General features: G+C 68.9%; 17 protein-coding genes and 1 pseudogene. 7 read left to right on the top strand and 11 right to left on the bottom strand.

What is annotated here, in order from left to right; translation table 11 throughout:
• Positions 1–104 precede the first annotated feature (104 nt).
• From FV242_RS15275 to FV242_RS15260, 4 genes and pseudogenes are all read left to right on the top strand, one after another.
• Positions 105–1,280, top strand: coding sequence for a zinc-dependent alcohol dehydrogenase (locus FV242_RS15275; protein ID WP_147939510.1), 1,176 nt, complete (start codon positions 105–107; stop codon positions 1,278–1,280).
• Between the two features lie 92 nt (positions 1,281–1,372).
• The gene (locus tag FV242_RS15270; RefSeq protein ID WP_147939509.1) at positions 1,373–2,554 is read left to right on the top strand and encodes an SMP-30/gluconolactonase/LRE family protein; all 1,182 of its coding nucleotides are present in this window, start codon (positions 1,373–1,375) and stop codon (positions 2,552–2,554) included.
• Between the two features lie 443 nt (positions 2,555–2,997).
• Positions 2,998–3,351 (top strand): annotated as a pseudogene (locus tag FV242_RS35495) (PAS domain-containing protein); the annotation flags it as partial.
• A gap of 732 nt (positions 3,352–4,083) precedes the next feature.
• Complete coding sequence (locus tag FV242_RS15260) at positions 4,084–4,758, top strand: SOS response-associated peptidase (RefSeq protein ID WP_147909660.1); 675 nt, start codon at positions 4,084–4,086, stop codon at positions 4,756–4,758.
• A gap of 21 nt (positions 4,759–4,779) precedes the next feature.
• Here the strand turns inward: FV242_RS15260 and FV242_RS15255 are convergent, their stop codons facing one another.
• The 4 genes from FV242_RS15255 to FV242_RS15240 form a co-directional block, all read right to left on the bottom strand.
• Positions 4,780–5,040 (bottom strand): hypothetical protein, encoded by a 261-nt coding sequence (locus tag FV242_RS15255; RefSeq protein ID WP_147939507.1) that lies wholly within the window; start codon positions 5,038–5,040, stop codon positions 4,780–4,782.
• Positions 5,041–5,146: 106 nt separating this feature from the next.
• Entirely contained in the window at positions 5,147–5,332 is a 186-nt protein-coding gene (locus tag FV242_RS35490; RefSeq protein ID WP_147909658.1) for a hypothetical protein, read from the bottom strand.
• A 253-nt stretch (positions 5,333–5,585) separates the two neighbouring features.
• A complete protein-coding gene (locus FV242_RS15245) occupies positions 5,586–6,218 on the bottom strand; it encodes a pyridoxamine 5'-phosphate oxidase family protein (RefSeq protein WP_147939505.1) in 633 nt (210 codons plus the stop codon).
• 108 nt (positions 6,219–6,326) lie between these two features.
• Complete coding sequence (locus FV242_RS15240; RefSeq protein WP_147939504.1) at positions 6,327–7,481, bottom strand: hypothetical protein; 1,155 nt, start codon at positions 7,479–7,481, stop codon at positions 6,327–6,329.
• Between the two features lie 214 nt (positions 7,482–7,695).
• Here FV242_RS15240 and FV242_RS15235 point away from each other — a divergent pair, with 214 nt between their 5' ends.
• The 3 genes from FV242_RS15235 (at position 7,696) to der (ending at position 10,500) form a co-directional block, all read left to right on the top strand.
• On the top strand, positions 7,696–8,304 hold the full coding sequence (locus FV242_RS15235; protein ID WP_147939503.1) for an NnrU family protein: 609 nt from the start codon (positions 7,696–7,698) through the stop codon (positions 8,302–8,304).
• 107 nt (positions 8,305–8,411) lie between these two features.
• Complete coding sequence (locus FV242_RS15230) at positions 8,412–9,122, top strand: tetratricopeptide repeat protein (RefSeq protein WP_147909595.1); 711 nt, start codon at positions 8,412–8,414, stop codon at positions 9,120–9,122.
• A 31-nt stretch (positions 9,123–9,153) separates the two neighbouring features.
• The gene (der, locus tag FV242_RS15225; protein ID WP_147939502.1) at positions 9,154–10,500 is read left to right on the top strand and encodes a ribosome biogenesis GTPase Der; all 1,347 of its coding nucleotides are present in this window, start codon (positions 9,154–9,156) and stop codon (positions 10,498–10,500) included.
• 9 nt (positions 10,501–10,509) lie between these two features.
• Here the strand turns inward: der and FV242_RS15220 are convergent, their stop codons facing one another.
• From FV242_RS15220 to FV242_RS15190, 7 genes are all read right to left on the bottom strand, one after another.
• Positions 10,510–11,628 carry a carboxylate-amine ligase gene (locus tag FV242_RS15220; RefSeq protein ID WP_147939501.1) on the bottom strand — a complete coding sequence of 373 codons (1,119 nt, stop codon included), beginning with the start codon at positions 11,626–11,628 and terminating at the stop codon, positions 10,510–10,512.
• 69 nt (positions 11,629–11,697) lie between these two features.
• Entirely contained in the window at positions 11,698–12,120 is a 423-nt protein-coding gene (locus tag FV242_RS15215; RefSeq protein WP_147939500.1) for a type II toxin-antitoxin system VapC family toxin, read from the bottom strand.
• Complete coding sequence (locus FV242_RS15210) at positions 12,117–12,365, bottom strand: type II toxin-antitoxin system Phd/YefM family antitoxin (protein ID WP_147939499.1); 249 nt, start codon at positions 12,363–12,365, stop codon at positions 12,117–12,119. The genes FV242_RS15215 and FV242_RS15210 overlap by 4 nt, the downstream gene beginning before the upstream one ends.
• Positions 12,366–12,405: 40 nt before the next feature.
• The gene (locus FV242_RS15205) at positions 12,406–12,816 is read right to left on the bottom strand and encodes a dihydrofolate reductase (protein ID WP_147939498.1); all 411 of its coding nucleotides are present in this window, start codon (positions 12,814–12,816) and stop codon (positions 12,406–12,408) included.
• A 65-nt stretch (positions 12,817–12,881) separates the two neighbouring features.
• The gene (locus FV242_RS15200) at positions 12,882–13,631 is read right to left on the bottom strand and encodes an SDR family NAD(P)-dependent oxidoreductase (protein ID WP_147909599.1); all 750 of its coding nucleotides are present in this window, start codon (positions 13,629–13,631) and stop codon (positions 12,882–12,884) included.
• Between the two features lie 157 nt (positions 13,632–13,788).
• On the bottom strand, positions 13,789–15,258 hold the full coding sequence (gene purF, locus FV242_RS15195) for an amidophosphoribosyltransferase (protein WP_147909600.1): 1,470 nt from the start codon (positions 15,256–15,258) through the stop codon (positions 13,789–13,791).
• A 132-nt stretch (positions 15,259–15,390) separates the two neighbouring features.
• Positions 15,391–15,999, bottom strand: a complete 609-nt coding sequence (locus tag FV242_RS15190; protein ID WP_147909601.1) for a CvpA family protein — start codon at positions 15,997–15,999, stop codon at positions 15,391–15,393.
• Between the last annotated feature and the right edge of the window lie 1,171 nt (positions 16,000–17,170).

Here is a 17,170-nt window from a genome sequence, read left to right as displayed (position 1 = left end):
GGCCCTGCGCGTCACCGCAGCGGAACTTGACCGTACGGCCGGGCGCTTGCCCTGGCGAGGCCGCACAGCGCGGCCGTACTTCCCCGATCTGGAGAACCGTCCCGATGAAGGCACTCTGCTGGCACGGCAAGAACGATATCCGCTGCGACACGGTGCCGGACCCGGTGATCGAGGATGCCCGCGACGTCATCATCAAGGTGACGAGCTGCGCGATCTGCGGCTCGGATCTCCACCTGATGGACGGCCAGATGCCGACCATGAAGTCCGGCGACGTGCTGGGCCACGAGTTCATGGGCGAGGTCGTCGAGGTCGGTCAGGGCTTCACCAAGTTTAGGAAGGGCGACCGCATCGTCGTGCCGTTCAACATCAATTGCGGCGCCTGCCGCCAGTGCAAGCTCGGCAACTGGTCGGTCTGCGAACGCTCGAACCGCAACGGCGAGATGGCGGCCGCGCAGTTCGGCTACCCGACCGCGGGCCTGTTCGGATACTCGCACCTCACCGGCGGTTATGCCGGCGGGCAGGCCGAGTACGTGCGCGTGCCCATGGCGGACGTGGCGCCCATGAAGGTGCCGGACGGCATGGACGACGAGTCGGTCCTGTTCCTCACCGACATCCTGCCCACCGGCTGGCAGGGCGCCGAGCATTGCGAGATCCAGGGCGGCGAGACCATCGCGATCTGGGGCGCGGGGCCGGTCGGCCTATTCGCGATCCAGTCGGCCAAGATCATGGGGGCCGGGCGCATCATCGCCATCGACACGGTGCCCGAGCGCCTCGCCCTCGCGAAGAAATCCGGCGCCACCGACATCATCGACTTCATGAACGAGGACGTGTTCGAGCGGATCCAGGAGATCAGCAAGGGTCAGGGCGCGGACGGCGTCATCGACTGCGTCGGCATGGAGTCGAGCGCGGGCCATGGCGGCCTCACCGGCGTGCTCTCGACCCTCCAGGAAAAGCTGACCTCCACGGAGCGGCCCTACGCGCTGGCCGAGGCAATCAAGGCGGTGCGCCCCTGCGGCATCGTCTCGGTACCGGGCGTCTATGGCGGGCCGGTGCCGGTCAATATGGGCTCGATCGTGCAGAAGGGCCTGACCCTCAAGAGCGGCCAGACCCACGTGAAGCGCTACCTGGAGACGCTGACCAAGCTGATCCAAGAGGGCAAGTTCGACATGACGTCGATGATCACCCACCGGTCCACGAACCTCGCCGACGGCCCGGACCTGTACAAGACCTTCCGCGACAAGAAGGACGGCTGCGTGAAGGTGGTGTTCCACCCGAACTGACCCTACGCCCGGCGCGTTCCCCGCCATCGAGACGGCCCCGGTCTTCAGGGACCGGGGCTTCGACCGCCGATGCTTCTCAGGACCGATCCCGTATGACGATGCCGGCCGCCCACACCCTTCTGCCCCTCCTTCTCTGCACCCTCGCCGGGCCGGCCCTGGCGCAGGAGCCCGTGGCCGCCACCTCGCCGCCGCCGGCCGGCTCGACCGCGCTGACGCAGGTCGCGCACTTCCAGCATCAGGTCACCGGCGTGACGGTGGCGCAGGACGGCCGGATCTTCGTGAACTTCCCGCGCTGGACCGAGGATTCGCCGGTCTCGGTGGCGGAGATCAAGGACGGCAAGCCCGTCCCGTATCCCGATGAGGCGTGGAATTCATGGCGCAACGCCCGCAAGGGCGAGATCGACCCGAAAACCCACTTCGTATGCGTGCAGAGCGTGGTCGCCGACCGGCAGGGCCGGCTCTGGGTCGTCGATGCCGCCGCCCCCGCGATGGCGGCCGTGGTCAAGGATGGCCCGAAGCTCGTGGCGATCGACCTGAAGACCAACACGGTCGCCAAGACGATCGCGTTCGACGAGACGGCGGCCCCGCAGGACTCCTACCTGAACGACGTGCGGATCTCGCCCGACGGCAAGACCGCCTACCTCACCGATTCCGGTGCCGAGGGCGCCCTGGTGGTGGTCGACATCGACTCCGGGAAGGCCAAGCGGCTGCTCGCGGGCGTGTCCGCGACCATGCCCGATCCGGCCGTGACCGTGACGTATGACGGCAAGCCCCTGCGGCGGCCGGACGGGCGCGGCGTCGAGTTCTCGGCCGACGGCATCGCCCTCTCACCGGACGGCAAGACGCTGTACTGGCAGGCGATCAAGGGCAAGACCCTGTACAGCCTGCCGACCGACGCGCTGACCGGCTGGGTCACGGCATCGCTGGTGCCGGAGATGCTGGCCGACAAGACCCTCGCCGGCAAGGTCGTCACCGCGGGGGAGAACGGGCCGGCCGACGGTCTGCTGATCGATCGCGACGGCAGCCGCATGTACGTGACGTCGCCGCAGGACGATTCCATCAAGGTCCGCGACCTCGCGTCCAAGGCGTCCGGGGTGACCACGCTGATCCAGGATCCGCGCCTGCGCTGGCCGGACACGTTCAGTCAGGGACCGGACGGGACGGTCTACGTCACGACCTCGCACATCCAGGATTCCGCCTTCTACAAGGAGGGCGCCCCGATCGCGCTACCGACGGAGTTGTGGAGCTTCAAGCCGACGGCGACCCCGCGCTGAGCCGGCAACGCGTCTGACACCTCCGGCTGACGCAACCGGCCGGAGGTCCCGACGCCTTTCGGCGCCGGCCAGCAAGCGCATCACCCAAAGCAAGAAAGGACCGATCGCGCTGAATTGCCGGTCCGTCCGGGGCATGATCCACACACCAGAAACAGACCCGTCAGCATAAACCTGCGCGCCTCGGCATGCCGCGCGGGGCCGTCGCTTATAAAATCATCGATGGTCTAAGCCCGGCTGCTGATCTATTCAAAACTGAAATTGTTTTCATCTTGTGAAACAAGACTGATTTTATCAGCCCTAAGCGCGCAGGAAATCAATTGTCTCAGGATTAAACTCTGATATTAACGCTCCGTCCATGAACTATTACATACCTGATCGACCTATTTCCTTGTTCGGAATTTTCCGAATCGTATCACAGCCGTCGAGATCTCGTAACAGGGACGATGCGTGCAAGGGCCGTACTGTTCGATAAGGATCTTCGCTCGAAAGTAGAGGCCTTGGACCGGTCTCAGGCCGTCATCGAGTTCGCGCTCGACGGCACGATCCTGGCGGCCAACACGAACTTCCTCGACGCGGTCGGCTACCGGCTCGACGAAGTTCGCGGCCAGTCCCACGCGATGCTGGTCGCCCCGGCCTTCCGGGAGACCGAGGCCTACCGCGCGTTCTGGGCGGCGCTCAGGCGCGGCGAGTTCCAGGCTGGCGAGTTCAAGCGCATCGGCAAGGACGGTCGCGAGATCTGGCTGCAGGCGACCTACAATCCGATCCTCGACCGACGCGGCAAGCCGCTCAAGGTCGTCCTGCCCCGCAAGCCGGCAGCCGCCGTTCGGGACGGCAGTCTAGGCGGTCGTGCGGCCCGACAGCTTGGTCGCGACCTCCCGCCCCGCGCCATCAGGCGTGAATCCAAGGCCAGAATCAGCGTCGTCGATAGCGGAGGCGCCGTCTCCAGGGCCCGACGGGCGGCCATCGTCGCTCGAACCGCCCTTGCACCAGGACGATCCGGCACGCACCGCCGACCGGCGCCGTCCGGAACATCGTGTGCACGGGGCCGTCCGCCCGGTGAAGCCCCTGGATCGGCTCGATGAAGGCCGTGCGATCCTCCGGATGCCCGAACGCGGCGGCCTGCGCGAGCGGCAGACCTGCGGCACGCCCCACGGCGGGAAGGCCCAGGATGCGGGCGGCCCGACGGGAATACCGCCGGCGATAGCCCGCGTAGCGCCAGAGACCCGCCTGTGCCGCCTACAGGGGTGTCCGTCCGACCACGCGCCTGGTCTGCGTGGGCGCATCTGGCGGCAGATCCGGCAGCTGCGGCATGGTACGTCCTGCGGAATGGGCCCGCGGTTCCGGCTGCGCAATGTGCCGCCGAACAATCGCTCAGCGAACGATCCTGATCCATATCAGTTTTCGCTCACGTGGTCCGGTTCCAGTATTTGCTCACACCCAGCTGGCGACAGGGTCCGTCACGAAGCTGCGCCGATCATTTCACCGCCGTCCGAACCGGCCGAGATCTCCCAGAGCCCCAGCCAGCCCTCATGTGCAACCTCTACAGCCTGCGCACCGGCCCCGCCGGGTTGCGCCGCGCCTTCGAAACCACCAGCGACCGCACCGGCAACCTGCCGCCGCTGCCCGCGATCTTCCCCGACCAGATGGCCCCGGTGGTCTGGAACGGCGCGGAGGGCCGGGAACTCGCCCTGATGCGCTGGGGCATTCCCGGCCCCAAGGCCTTCGGCGAGCACCCCGTCACCAACGTCCGCAACGCCGCGAGCCCGCACTGGCGGCCCTGGCTGGGCCCGGCCCATCGCTGCCTGGTGCCGGCCAACGCCTTCAGCGAGTACGCCGACACGAAGCCGCGCAAGATCCCGGTCTGGTTCGCCCGCGACGAGGACCGTCCGCTGTTCGCCTTCGCGGGGATCTGGCGGTCCTGGACCGGCGTCCGCGGGACCAAGCGGGAGAACCCGGACCGCGTCCCCGAGGAGCACCGCCTGTTCTCCTTCCTGACCACGGAGGCGAACGGGGTCGTCGGCCCGGTCCACCCGAAAGCGATGCCGGTCGTCCTCACCGAGCCGGAGGAATGGGCGGCCTGGCTGGAGGCTCCCACCGCCGAGGCGCTCAAGCTGCAGCGCCCATTGCCGGATTCGGCCCTGCGCGAGGTGGCCCGGGGCGAGCGCTCGGACGGCGCCGCGCCGGATGCCGAGCCCGAGGCGTGACCGCGGGCGGCGGCGTTCCAATCACTGGATCGAGCCGCCGTCCGGAGTCTGCAGCAGCCGCAGGGCCTCGCCCAGCACCGCGTGCAGGTCGGCCGCGCCCTGCAGGCTGAGGGGAAGCCCGACCCGCTGACCGAGGATCGTATCGAGGACGACCATGGCGAGGTCCTCGCCCACGAGCAGGCTGGGCTTCGGCAGGCAGAGCGGCAGGACGAAATCGCCCTCCATCTCGCCGAGGACGTCGATGGCGTCGCCAGGTCGGAAGGGCTTGGTCCTGTCGTTCATCGCGGCCTGACCTCGCGGGCATGTCCGATATGACGGATTAAACGCTACGCGATCGGGAGCCCGCGGGCCAGCCTCGGGCGCGGGCGATCACCCGGAGGATGATGCGTCAGCGCTCCGCGTCGGGGAGGCGCAGCGTCCGAACCGTCAGCGTATCGATCTCCAGGGATCGCACCGTCAACGATTCCACTTTCAAGGATCCCACCTCCAGGGCCCCGACCCGGGCACGGCCGACCGACAGGCGGCCGATCGCGAACGCGCCGAGCGCCACAGCCCCGAACGCCAAAGCCCCCACCGCGAAGGCTCCAACGGCCCAGGCTCCAACTGCCCCGGCTCCAACGGCTCCCGCTCCAACGGCTCCCGCTCCAACGGCCCCTGCCCCGGGCGCGGCCGGGTCGCGGGACCGGGCAGCTCCGGCTCCGGCCGGGCGGTGCGTCATCTCCTCGGGCATCCGGGATCCTCTGGCGGCAGGCACTGAGGTATCGCCCTCCCTCCGGAGCACGGCAAGGCCGGAGCGCGTGCGGCGCCCCCGAGACGAGGCGCCCCCGTCAGTAGAGCCGCGTGCGGTAGGAGTCCGCGATCTGCCCCTCGGCGTCCGCGACCCCCGAGGCCGCGGTCTGCTCGGCCAGGATACGCCCGAGGCTTGGAAAGGTATCGCGGGCGACGTGGCGCACCGGATCCCAGAGCTGCGCGCGCATCAGCGCCTTGCCGCAATGGAAGAACGCCTCGCGCACCCGCACGATCAGCCCGATTGTCGGCACCGTGCCTTGGGCGGCCAGCGGCTCGAGCAGGGCGTGGTCCTGCGTCACCGCGGCGGTGCCGTTCACCCGAAGGGTCTCGTCGATGCCCGGCACGAAGAAGATCACCCCGACGCCGGGGTTCTCGATGACGTTGCGGAAGCTGTCGATCCGGTTGTTGCCGCGTCGATCCGGGATCACCAGGGTTCGGGCATCGGGAACGGCCACGAAACCCGGCGCGTCGCCCCGGGGGCTCGCGTCGGCCTGGCCGGCCGCGTCCGCGCTCGCCAGCACCAGGAACGGCGCGAGGGCGATGAACCGGCGTGCGTGATCGTCGAGGTGGTCGAGCACCTTGCCGGCGGCCAGCGGTCCGACCGCGCCGAACTGCGCGCGCAGCGCCGGAGCCTCCAGGATCGTCGACGGCTCCCGGGTTTCGGCGTCCATGAGATCCTCGTGGTAGCGGGCCGGGCCCGGCGCGATTCGCGCTTGGCCTTCAGGTGGCAGCATCGTCTCGCACGATCGCCCGGGGCTTTCCCGACGAGGCCGCGCCCCTCACGGCCAGACCCGGATCGCCACCGGGCGGCGCAGCAGGTCCCGGTCGGAGGTGATCGTACAGCCCGCGACGCGCAGGGTCGCGTAGGTCAGCAGCGCCCCGTCGCCGACATCGTCGAAGTTGCGCCCCCGCGACCCCGGATCGAGGAGCGACGGGTAGGCGATCAGCGGCGCGGTCGCCGTGCAGGGATCGTCGTACAGGGTCGCGCCTTCGAGGAGTAGGCGCGGCGCGTCCCAGGCGAGCAGGTCGCGCGAGGTCGTCCAGTAGAAGCCGGAACGTGCGAAGGTGCCGCCGGCCTTGGCCATGAACACCGCGATCCAGGCCCCCGTGGCCCGGTGCCGGACCACCGCGCCGACCGGCCCCGGGAACGGCCCAACGGGCCGGCAGGTGGCCGGCGGCGTGACGGAGGCGCGGTACGGGTCCGGGAAGGCGGCGGTGAAGCCGGCGCCGGTCCAGGCGCGCCACCGGGTCGGATCGGCCGGATCGTCGCTGCGGAACAGGCAGACGCCGGCCGCCTGGTCGCTGCCGGGCCGGTCCCAGCCCGTGGTCGAGGCCAGGAAGTAGCGCCAGCGCCCGTCCGCCACGATGTTCGACGGGTTGAAGAAGCCCCGGTGCCGGCCCTGGTCGACCTCCTGCCGGAACGGCGCGCCAGCGACCACGGCGGGCGGGTTCCGCCGCAGGACGCTGCGCCCGCCATCCGTCGAGGCGCCGGCCGTGATCGTGTTGTACCAGCACGCCATGTAGGACCCCGCCGGGCAGCGGCCGGGATGCTCGTTGGCCTGGTACTCGTGGTGCAGCAGCGCGGCGACGCGGCTGCCGTCCTCGGTCCAGGTGGCGGTGATCCAGGACCTGTCGTCATAGGCCGCCGGGTCGGCCTTCTCGCCCGAATCGAGCACGACGGTGCAGTCGAGTTTGAGGTGGTCGAGGTCCGGCCCGCGCAGGGCGCGGTTGCGGTAATGCATCCCGAACACCGCCACCGCCCCGGCGGCGTCGCGGAACGCCCGGGCCGGCGCGTCCGGGACGTCGGCGCCGTCGCAGGCATCGCGGCCGGCCTTGAACACCACGGCGGGCGGCCCGACCAGGGTCAGGGCGGACAGGGGTGGCTCGGCGGCGGCCAGGGCCGGCCGGGGGGTGAGGAGGGTGAGCGCCAGCATCACGGCCGCACGTCCGACGCGCGACCCCTTCCCTCCCGCCTCTGCGGGGAGTGGAAGACGCGGCGCCGCACCGCCCCCCGCTCCAGCCATCCTGTACGCCGAGCCCATGGACGAAATCCGGGTGCGTCCCGGCCACGCCTGGACAAAGCACGCCAGATTCGCTTGAGAACGGTTACAGAGTACTTGCCGACCGGCTGTCGCCCGAAAGTCCTTCATGCTTCTCCTGATCCTCGGGCTCGTGCTGTTCCTCGGCACGCATGCCTTCTCCATGGTGCGCTCCCAGCGGGCCGCGATCGTCGGACGGGTCGGCGAGGGCCGGTACAAGCTCGGCTACACCGCCCTGTCGCTGCTCGGGCTGGTGCTGATCGGGGTCGGCTTTCACGATTACCGACTCAGTGGCTACATCGCGGTCTGGGATCCGCCGGTCTGGACGCGCCACCTCGCCCTGACGCTCGTCTGGCTCGCCTTCGTGTGCCTCGCCGCCGCCTACCTGCCCGGCCACATCCGGGCGAAGGCCAAGCACCCGATGCTGCTCGCGGTGAAGATCTGGGCGACCGCCCACCTGCTCGCCAACGGCGATCTCGGCTCGATCCTGCTGTTCGGCGGCTTCCTGGCCTGGGCGGTGGCGGCGCGGATCAGCGCCAAGCGTCGGGCGCTCGCCCCGGGGGCGGTCGTCGCCCAGCACGGCGGCGCCGTCGCGGCCCCGCATGGCTGGCGCAACGACATCCTGGCCGTGGTGATCGGGACGGCGGCGTGGTTCGTGTTCTCCCGCTACCTGCACTACCCGCTGATCGGCGTCTCGGTCTGGCCCGGCACGGCCTGAGGGCATCGCCGACCACACCCGCTGTCGCCAACCCGGCGCCCGTGTGTTAGGTGCGGGGTTCGAGTGTTGTGCAAGGTGGCCGGCGGACAAGCGCGGGCCGGGAAATGATGGCCGAGAACAACGAGTTCATCCGCGAGGTCGACGAGGATTATCGCCGCGACCGGATCCTCCAGATCTGGAAGCGCTACAGCGGCGTGATCATCGCGCTCGCCGTGCTCCTGGTGGTGGGCGTGGCCGGCTGGCGCTACTGGCAGAATCAGCAGCGCGTGGCCGCCGAGACCGCCTCGGTGCAGTTCGACGAGGCCAACCGCCTCGCCCGGGACGGCAAGGTCGCGGAAGCCGACACGGTCTTCGACGCGCTGGAGCAGCAGGGCCCGGCCGGCTACCGCCTGCTCGCCCGGTTCCGCTCGGCCGCGGAAACCGCCAAGCGCGACCCGGAGGCGGGCGCGAAGGACTTCGATACGCTGGCCGGTGACAGCGGCCTCGGCGACGGCCTGCGCGACCTCGCGCGGCTGCGCGCGGCGCTGCTGCGCCTCGACAGCCCGAACCCGGACCCGGCCCTGGCCAACCTCCAGGGGCTCGCGGCCGGCACGCCGTTCCGCCACACCGCCCGTGAGATGCTCGGTCTCGCAGCCCTGAAGAAGGGCGATTTCGAGGAAGCCGGCCGCTGGTTCGACCAGCTCTCGGCCGATCCCGAGACACCCCGGAATCTGCGTGAGCGGATCGAGGTCTACGCGGCGCTCGTAGCGGGCGGCCCGGTCACCGTGACCGAGGCCAAGCCCGAGGTCGCCGCCCCGCCCCCGCCGATCACGCGCTGATTTTTTTTCGTCGACCATTTCGAGACAGACCATGGATATGCCGACCGTCGCGATCGTCGGGAGGCCGAACGTCGGCAAGTCGACCCTGTTCAACCGCCTCGTGGGCAAGAAGCTCGCGCTCGTGGACGACCGGCCGGGCGTGACCCGCGACCGGCGCGAGGGCGATGTCGCGTTCGGCGGACTCCACTTCCGGGTGATCGACACCGCCGGGCTTGAGGAATCGGACGCCGCCACCCTGACCGGCCGGATGCGGATGCAGACCGAGGCGGCGATCCTCGCCGCCGACGTGGTGCTGTTCGTGATCGACGCTCGCGCCGGCGTGCTGCCGGCCGACCAGCCCTTCGCCGAGCTGGTGCGTCGGGCCGGCTGCCCGGTCATCCTGATCGCCAACAAGGCCGAGGGCGGCACCGGGCTGGCCGGGGCCTACGAGGCCTTCACCCTCGGTCTCGGCGACCCGATTCCGTTCTCGGCCGAGCATGGCGAGGGCCTGGGCGAGCTGCACGAGACGCTCAAGGGAGTCCTGCCCAAACACGACGAGGACGACGAGGATGAGGACGCCCCCGGCGGCCGCTCCCTGAAGGTCGCCATCGTGGGCCGCCCGAATGCCGGCAAGTCCACGCTGATCAACCGCATGCTCGGCGAGGACCGGCTGCTGGTCGGCCCCGAAGCCGGCATCACCCGCGATTCGATTTCCTTGGACTGGGAATGGCGCGGGCGGAAAATCAAGCTGCACGACACGGCCGGGATGCGCCGCCGCGCCCGGATCGACGACAAATTGGAAAAGCTCGCGGTCTCGGACGGGTTGCGCGCCGTGCGCTTCGCCGAGGTGGTGGTCGTGCTGCTCGACGCCACGATCCCGTTCGAGAAGCAGGACTTGACCATCATCGACCTGGTCGAGAGCGAGGGCCGGGCCGTGGTGATCGGCCTGAACAAGTGGGACCTCGTGGCCGACCAGCCGGGCCTGCTCAAGCAGCTGCGCGAGGATTGCACCCGCCTGCTGCCGCAGGTGCGCGGCGTCGCGGTGGTGCCGCTCTCGGGGCTTGCCGGCGACGGCCTCGACAAGCTGATGCAGGCGGTGGTGCAGGCCTCGGAGGTCTGGGACAAGCGGATCTCGACCTCGCGCATCAACGACTGGCTGAACGAGGCGACCTCGCGCAACCCGCCCCCGGCGGTGTCGGGCCGGCGGATCAAGATCCGCTACGCCACCCAGGTGAAGAGCCGGCCGCCGCATTTCGCGCTGTTCGGCAACCAGCTCAACGCCCTGCCGAAATCCTACACTCGCTACCTCGTGAACGGCCTGCGCGAGGCATTCGAGCTGCCGGGCACGCCGATCCGGCTGAGCTTGCGGACCTCGCAGAACCCGTTCGACAAGGGCTGAGGCGACCCGTCAGCGCGACGCCTCGGCGATCCAGTCCACGGCGGCCGACAGCGCGGCGCGCTCGTCCTTGTCCGCAGCTAAAGCCGCCTCGAAGGCCCGAACCTGCCCGTCGGCGCTGGTGCCGTCCGCGACGATCGCCCGGGCGCGGGCGACGTCCGCCGTGCAGCCGAGCGCGTCCGCATCCTCCGCCACCAGGACGAGGACCGCCTCCAGCGCCTCGGCGAACGGCACCGCCTCACCCTGCGCCTCGTCGATCAGCGTCGCGCGCACGCCGCTGTGCTGGGTGCGCCACAGGTTCTCGGAGGCCAGGGCCCGCGAGACGCCGTCGAGGCCGGCATTCAGCTCCGGCCGGCGCACGCACAGGCGTACCAGGCAGCGATACAGGGCGGCGATGCAGAACGAATCATCGAGCCGGGTGCAGGCGTCGGCGATGCGCAGCTCCAGGGTCGGGAACTTGATGGAGGGCCGCAGCGACCACCACAGGAAGCTCGCATCCGCGATGGCGCCGGAGCGGGTCATGATCTCCACGAACCGGGCATGCGCGGCCGAATCCGAGAAGATCTCGGGCAGGCCGGTGCGGGGCAGCTCGCCGAACACGCTGAGCCGGTAGGCCATCAGCCCAGTCGCTTCGCCCTGCCAGAACGGCGAGGAGGCCGAGAGCGCCAGCAGCAGCGGCTGGAACGGCAGCAGCCGGTTCATCAGATCGACGCGGGCGTCCGGGTCCGGCACTTCGACATGGACGTGCATGCCGCAGATCAGCGCCCGCCGCGCCGCGATGCCGACATCCGAGAGGATGCCCTTGTAGCGCGCGCCGTCCGTGGCGGTCTGCCGGGACCAGCGCGCGAGCGGATGGGTGCCGCAGGCGAGCAGGCTCAAGCCGTTCTCGGCCGCGATGCCGGCGAGCTGCGCCCGCTGGCCGCCGAGGTTTTCTCGCGCCGCCTGCGCGTCGTCCAGCGGCGGCGTGCAGACCTCGACCTGCGCGGCGACGAGTTCCCGCCCCGTCTCGGGCAGCTCCGCCTGCACCCGGGCATGGAAGCCGGCCAGGTCGCCCCGGGGCGTGCCGCGGGTCTCGGCATCGGCGAGGAAATACTCTTCCTCGATGCCAAAGCGGTAGCTGTGGGCGCTCATCTGCGTCTCCGGCGGGCCATCGTCACCACATAGCAGCGGCGGGAATGGTTTCGACGGTGGCGCGACGACCTATCCGAATAGGACCGGAACACCGAGGGTACGCGCGACGGCCGCCATCTTATCGTCGAACGTGGCCAATGTTGCGGCTACGCGACGGCATAGGGCGATGTTGAGGGCATCGGGCGTTCGAAGCGTGATGTCGAGCCGACGCAGGAAGCCTGCGGCGGTGGTGACATCCGACGAGACGAGATCGACACGCTCTGCGACCGCCTCGCTCCAACGATCGAGATCGGCGAAGGCCTGCTTCGCACGCTCGGCATCGATCTCCTTGGTTCGCACCCTGCGACCGAGGGCCGAGGCGAATTCCGCCGCTGCGAAGCCACTGACGACGGGAATCGGCGCCAAGGCCCGGAAAAGCGTGTCGGCGCGCGCCGTGAGCGGGTCGTCCGTCAAGAGAGCGACCAAGACGCTGGCGTCGAGGTAGGCCCTCACCACTCGTCATCGCGGAGGGCGCGGACCAGTTGCCCGGCATGCTGCGCCGGCGCCAGAACCGGCACGCGCCGCTGGGCGAGCCAGTCCAGATCCGTGGCCGTGACCGGACGTCCGGCCCGGCGGATCGGGTTCAGCGTCGCCACGGGTTGCCCGCCGCGCGTGATCACGACACCCTCACCCGCGAGTGCGCGGTCGATCAAGGCGGTGAGGTTCCGCTCCGCATCCTGGACGCTATGCTCGCTCATACCCGATGATACGAAGCGCGTTGGCGCCCTGTCCAGCGCTTCACGCCGTCCGCAGCGCCCCGCCGACCAGCCAGGCCGGGTCGAACCAGCGGTCGGCCTCGCCGTCGTAGGGCAGGCGCGTGATGTCCCAGTTCTGGATGTACTTGGCGTAGACGTTCCACACCGCGATGCCGCCGCCGACGAAGATCCGCCGGCCGGGGTAGCGCTTGAGCACCTGCTCCGGATCCTCGTGGCTGCGGATCACGTCGATGGTGCGGTCCTTGAAGGCGAAATCCGGCACCGAGGCCACGGTCTTCGGGCCGGCGATCAGCACGTGGCCCATGGTGAGCGCGAAGAAGCGCGTCACGTCCTCCACGAACAGCGGATCGGTGTTGCCCTCCCAGGGGAGGTGGCCGTTGAGGCCGAGCTGGCCGCGTTGGCCGATCGCACAGATGCAGCGGACGTCGATCATCGTAAATCCCAAACCCTGCGGGCTCCGCCCGCAACCCGCCGGGGCCGCAGGCCCCGGACCCCCCTCTACTCGGGCGCGCGGAACTGCATCACCCGGTCGGTGGGAAAATCGTAGAGCTTGCCGGTCTCGGTCCAGTCCGGTGCGGCGAGCCGCACGAAATGAGGGGCGAGATCCTCGGGGGTCTTGAGGGTCTCGGGATCCTCGCCCGGCATGGCCGAGCGGCGCATGCCGGTGCGCAGCGGGCCGGGGTTGAGCAGCATCGCCCGGATGGCGGTGGTCTCGTTCTCGGCCGCGTAGGTCCGCACCAGCGCTTCGAGGGCCGCCTTCGAGACCGAATACGGCCCCCAATAGGCCCGGCATTTCGAGGCCGCGCCCGACGAGACGAAGATCGCCCGGCCGGCATCGGACATGCGCAGCAGCGGGTCCAGCGAGCGGATCAGGCGCCAGTTGGCGGTGACGTTGACCTGCATCACCTGGTCCCAGACCTTCGGGGTGATGTGGCCGATCGGCATGAGGGCGCCGAGGATGCCGGCATTGCCGACCAGGATGTCGAGGCGCTTCCAGCGATCGTTGATCGCCGCGCCCAGCCGGTCGATCGCGTCGTAATCGGCGAGGTCGAAGGGCACCAGCGTGGCGCTGGACCCGGCCGCCCGGATGGCGTCGTCCAGCTCCTCGAGGGCGCCGACCGTGCGGGCCACCGCGACCACGTGGGCTCCGGCCCCGGCCAGCGCGAGGGCGGCGGCGCGCCCGATGCCGCGGGACGCCCCGGTGACGACCGCCACGCGGCCTTCGAGCTTTCGTTGAGGATCAGCCATAGCCAGCAGCTAACGCATTTCCGCGCCAGGTGGATCGAAAAAAGACCGGATTCAAAAGGTCCGTGACCTTTTGCGGGTGCAGGGCGGAGCCCTGCAAGGACCCAGGGGCGCCGCCCCTGGACCCCGCCAAAGGGCTCGCCCTTTGGGAACCCCGGTGTCAGTCCGCTTCGGCGAGCATCGCGAAGCGCTTCGGGCCGGCGATGGAGAGGTCGGTCAGGCCGGTCGGGTATTCGCCCGTGAAGCAATGGTCGGTGTATTGCGGGCAGGCGGCGTTCCGCTCCTCCTCGCCCATCGCCCGGTACAGGCCGGGGATCGACAGGAAGGCGAGCGAATCCGCGCCGATATACTTGCGCATGGCCTCGAGATCGTGGGTCGCGGCGAGCAGCTTCTCCCGCTCCGGCGTGTCGATCCCGTAGAAGTCCGGGTAGGTGATCGGCGGCGAGGCGATCCGGAAATGCACCTCGGCGGCGCCAGCCTCGCGCATCATCCGGACGATCTTCACCGAGGTCGTGCCCCGCACCAGGCTGTCATCGACGAGAACGATGCTCTTGCCCTCGATCGCGGCGCGGTTGGCCGAGTGCTTCATCCGCACGCCGAGTTCACGCACCGACTGCGTCGGCTGGATGAAGGTCCGCCCGACATAGTGGTTGCGGATGATGCCCATCTCGAACGGGATGCCCGTCTCCTGCGCGAAGCCCAGCGCCGCAGGGACGCCGGAATCCGGAACCGGCACCACGATGTCGGCGGGCGCGGCGGCCTCGCGGGCGAGCTCGCGGCCGATGGCCTTGCGCACCGCGTAGACGCTCTTGCCGTTCACGACCGAGTCCGGCCGCGCGAAGTAGATGTACTCGAAGATGCACGGGCGCATCGGCACGGCGTCGGCGAAGCGGATCGACTCGACGCCCTCCTCGGAGATCACCACCACCTCGCCGTTTTCGATGTCGCGGACGTAGCGGGCGCCGATGATGTCGAGGGCGCAGGTCTCGGAGGCCAGCATGTAGCGGCCGTCGAGTTCGCCGAGCACCAGCGGGCGGATGCCCAGCGGGTCGCGGGCGCCGATCAGCTTCTTGTTGGTGAGCGCCACGATCGCGTAGGCGCCCTGGATCGCCTGCAGGGCGTCGATGAAGCGTTCGACGATCCGGGGCTTCCGCGAGCGGGCCGCGAGGTGGAGGATCACCTCGGTGTCGGAGGTCGACTGGGTGATCGCGCCGTCGCGCACGAGGTCGCGGCGGATCGACAGGGCGTTGGTGAGGTTGCCGTTGTGGGCGACCGCGAGGCCGCCGCTGGCCAGCTCGGCGAAGAGCGGCTGCACGTTGCGCAGGATCGTCCCGCCGGTGGTCGAGTAGCGCACGTGCCCGATGGCGGCGCGACCTTTCAGCCGGGCGATGGTGTCGCCGTCCGAGAACGAATCGCCCACGAGGCCGGGGCGGCGCTCGGAATGGAACACCGACCCGTCGAACGAGACGATGCCGGCCGCCTCCTGGCCGCGGTGCTGCAGGGCGTGCAGGCCCAGCGCGACGATGGCCGAGGCCTCCGGGTGCCCGAAGATGCCGAAGACGCCGCACTCCTCGCGCAGCGTATCGCCGTCGAGGTCGAAATCGGCGGCATAAGCGTCGGATTGGGACATGGTGCGATCGATCACTTCACGGGTCCCGGCGGCGACGGGCCGGCGCGCCGGTCGTCGCGGATATCATCCGATCGTCTCCGGAACCGCTATCTAGGCGCTCCACGCAGACCGACCAACGGCGAATGCCGCAGGTCAGCGTCGCGTCGGGCTCGGCGCGGTCTCGGTGCGGCGCTGGGGCGCCGGGTCGGTCTCGGCGGGGGCGTCAGCCGCCTCGTTGGGCGGCGTGACGACCTTCGGCTTCTTGAACTGCTTCAGGAAGCCCTCCGGATTCTCGGGGAGCTGGGCCACCAGGGCGTCGCCGGACTTCTCCAGCATCGAACGCGTGCGCGCCTGAGCCGCCCAGTCCGGCACCTTGCCCTGCACCAGCCAGGACAGAAACACCCAGCCGATCACGCAGATCAGGAAGCCGCGGCCTGCCCCGAACAGGAAGCCCAGGGAGCGGTCGACCGCGCCGATGCGCGAATCGAGCACCACGTCGGAGATCTTCACGGTGATGATCGAGACGACGATCAGCGTGCCCAGGAAGATCGTCGCGATCGAGGCGACCAGCGCCACGGTATCGCTGTTGACGTGCTGCTTCACGAGCGGAAGCAGCATCGGATAGAACGACCACGCGACGGCGGCGGCGGCCACCCAGGCGATGATGGCCAGCACCTCGCGGGTGACGCCACGCACGGCCGCGAGCAGCGCGGAGACCGCGACGATGCCGAGCACGACGAGATCCAGGACGGTAAACGGCATCTGTGAACTTTAGGCACCAGTGGGGATGCCGCGGCGGCCCTGCGGCTCCCCAGGACCGCGGGGGAGGTATACCAAGCCGAACCTCGGCCGTCACCCTCGGCCACCGACCTCCCGGCGGCCTGTGCCGTCCGTGCATCAGACCGGGTCGGGGCAACAGGGTGGCCGAATGCCAGACTGGGGCACCGCGGCGTTTTGCAGGTCACGCCGTTGGGCGCGACCGTTCGACGCCCACGCAACGCAGAGAATCACACACCCATCGTCAGCCCGCGAACGACTTATCTGCACCGACGAGCATATCGCGCCCATTCTTGGGCACCGGGAAGCCATACCCGTCCCCGGTTTTTTCCCACCTTAAGTCGCCGGACAGGTGATAGGGACTGACATACAATTCCATACCTATCTTCTGTAAGGCTAGATGAAGGGCCTGAATCGAGTCGGCTCCCGCAGCAAAACTCGCCCTGTTTTGATTTGGCCACCCAATTTGATATCGACACATCCAAACTCCATCTTGCAATTCTGGAGCATGAATAGATATCTCCACTCGGTTATCATCGGACGGCGAACGCACCGCTAGATTTCTTTTTGCGATGATCATGGCAGCGCCCTTAGAGGTTTAGGGGCGGAATCGAATGCCCGCGCTCGCATGCAACAAGTCTAACCATAGCTTGGGCACAACATGCGCGTAGATCAGTAAATTTGCAACAATCAAGTCGCGGCGATACTGCTCGTCTCAGTCTTGTTGAGATGTAACAAGAGAGTACAGGGGTACCTTGCGAGCATTTACGATCTTTGGGCGCGGGGGTAAGTTGGTAGTTCCGCCGTCTGTCTATCGCCCACCGCCTGTATGCCTTGCAGGGATGCGAGGATGATTTGGATCGTATTCCTTAGATGTAATTTCTTTTTCGATGAGCACCCTCCTTATTTCAAGACGGCATAACTCTATCTGTCTGCTAGCGACCGCACAGGCGACTTTCGAGTCGTTTCGCATGTACAGGCTCCTTAATCAGGGCATCCTTATCTGAATAATTTCCTATTTTCAAGCAGCCTATCAGTAGAGCATCCGTTTGCCGGCCCAGTGGCACCGGCGCTGTCAACAGATTGCACGCCGAATGACGCCCTGTGCCAACCGTCGACATGCAACGAGCGTGACTCCGGCGGACTCCCGCCGTTC

It is taken from the genome of Methylobacterium sp. WL64 (assembly GCF_008039945.1).
In the GTDB taxonomy this organism is placed as follows: Bacteria; Pseudomonadota; Alphaproteobacteria; order Rhizobiales; family Beijerinckiaceae; genus Methylobacterium.
Note: the sequence above shows the minus strand (reverse complement) of the source record. Positions and strands in the feature narration are given on the sequence as shown.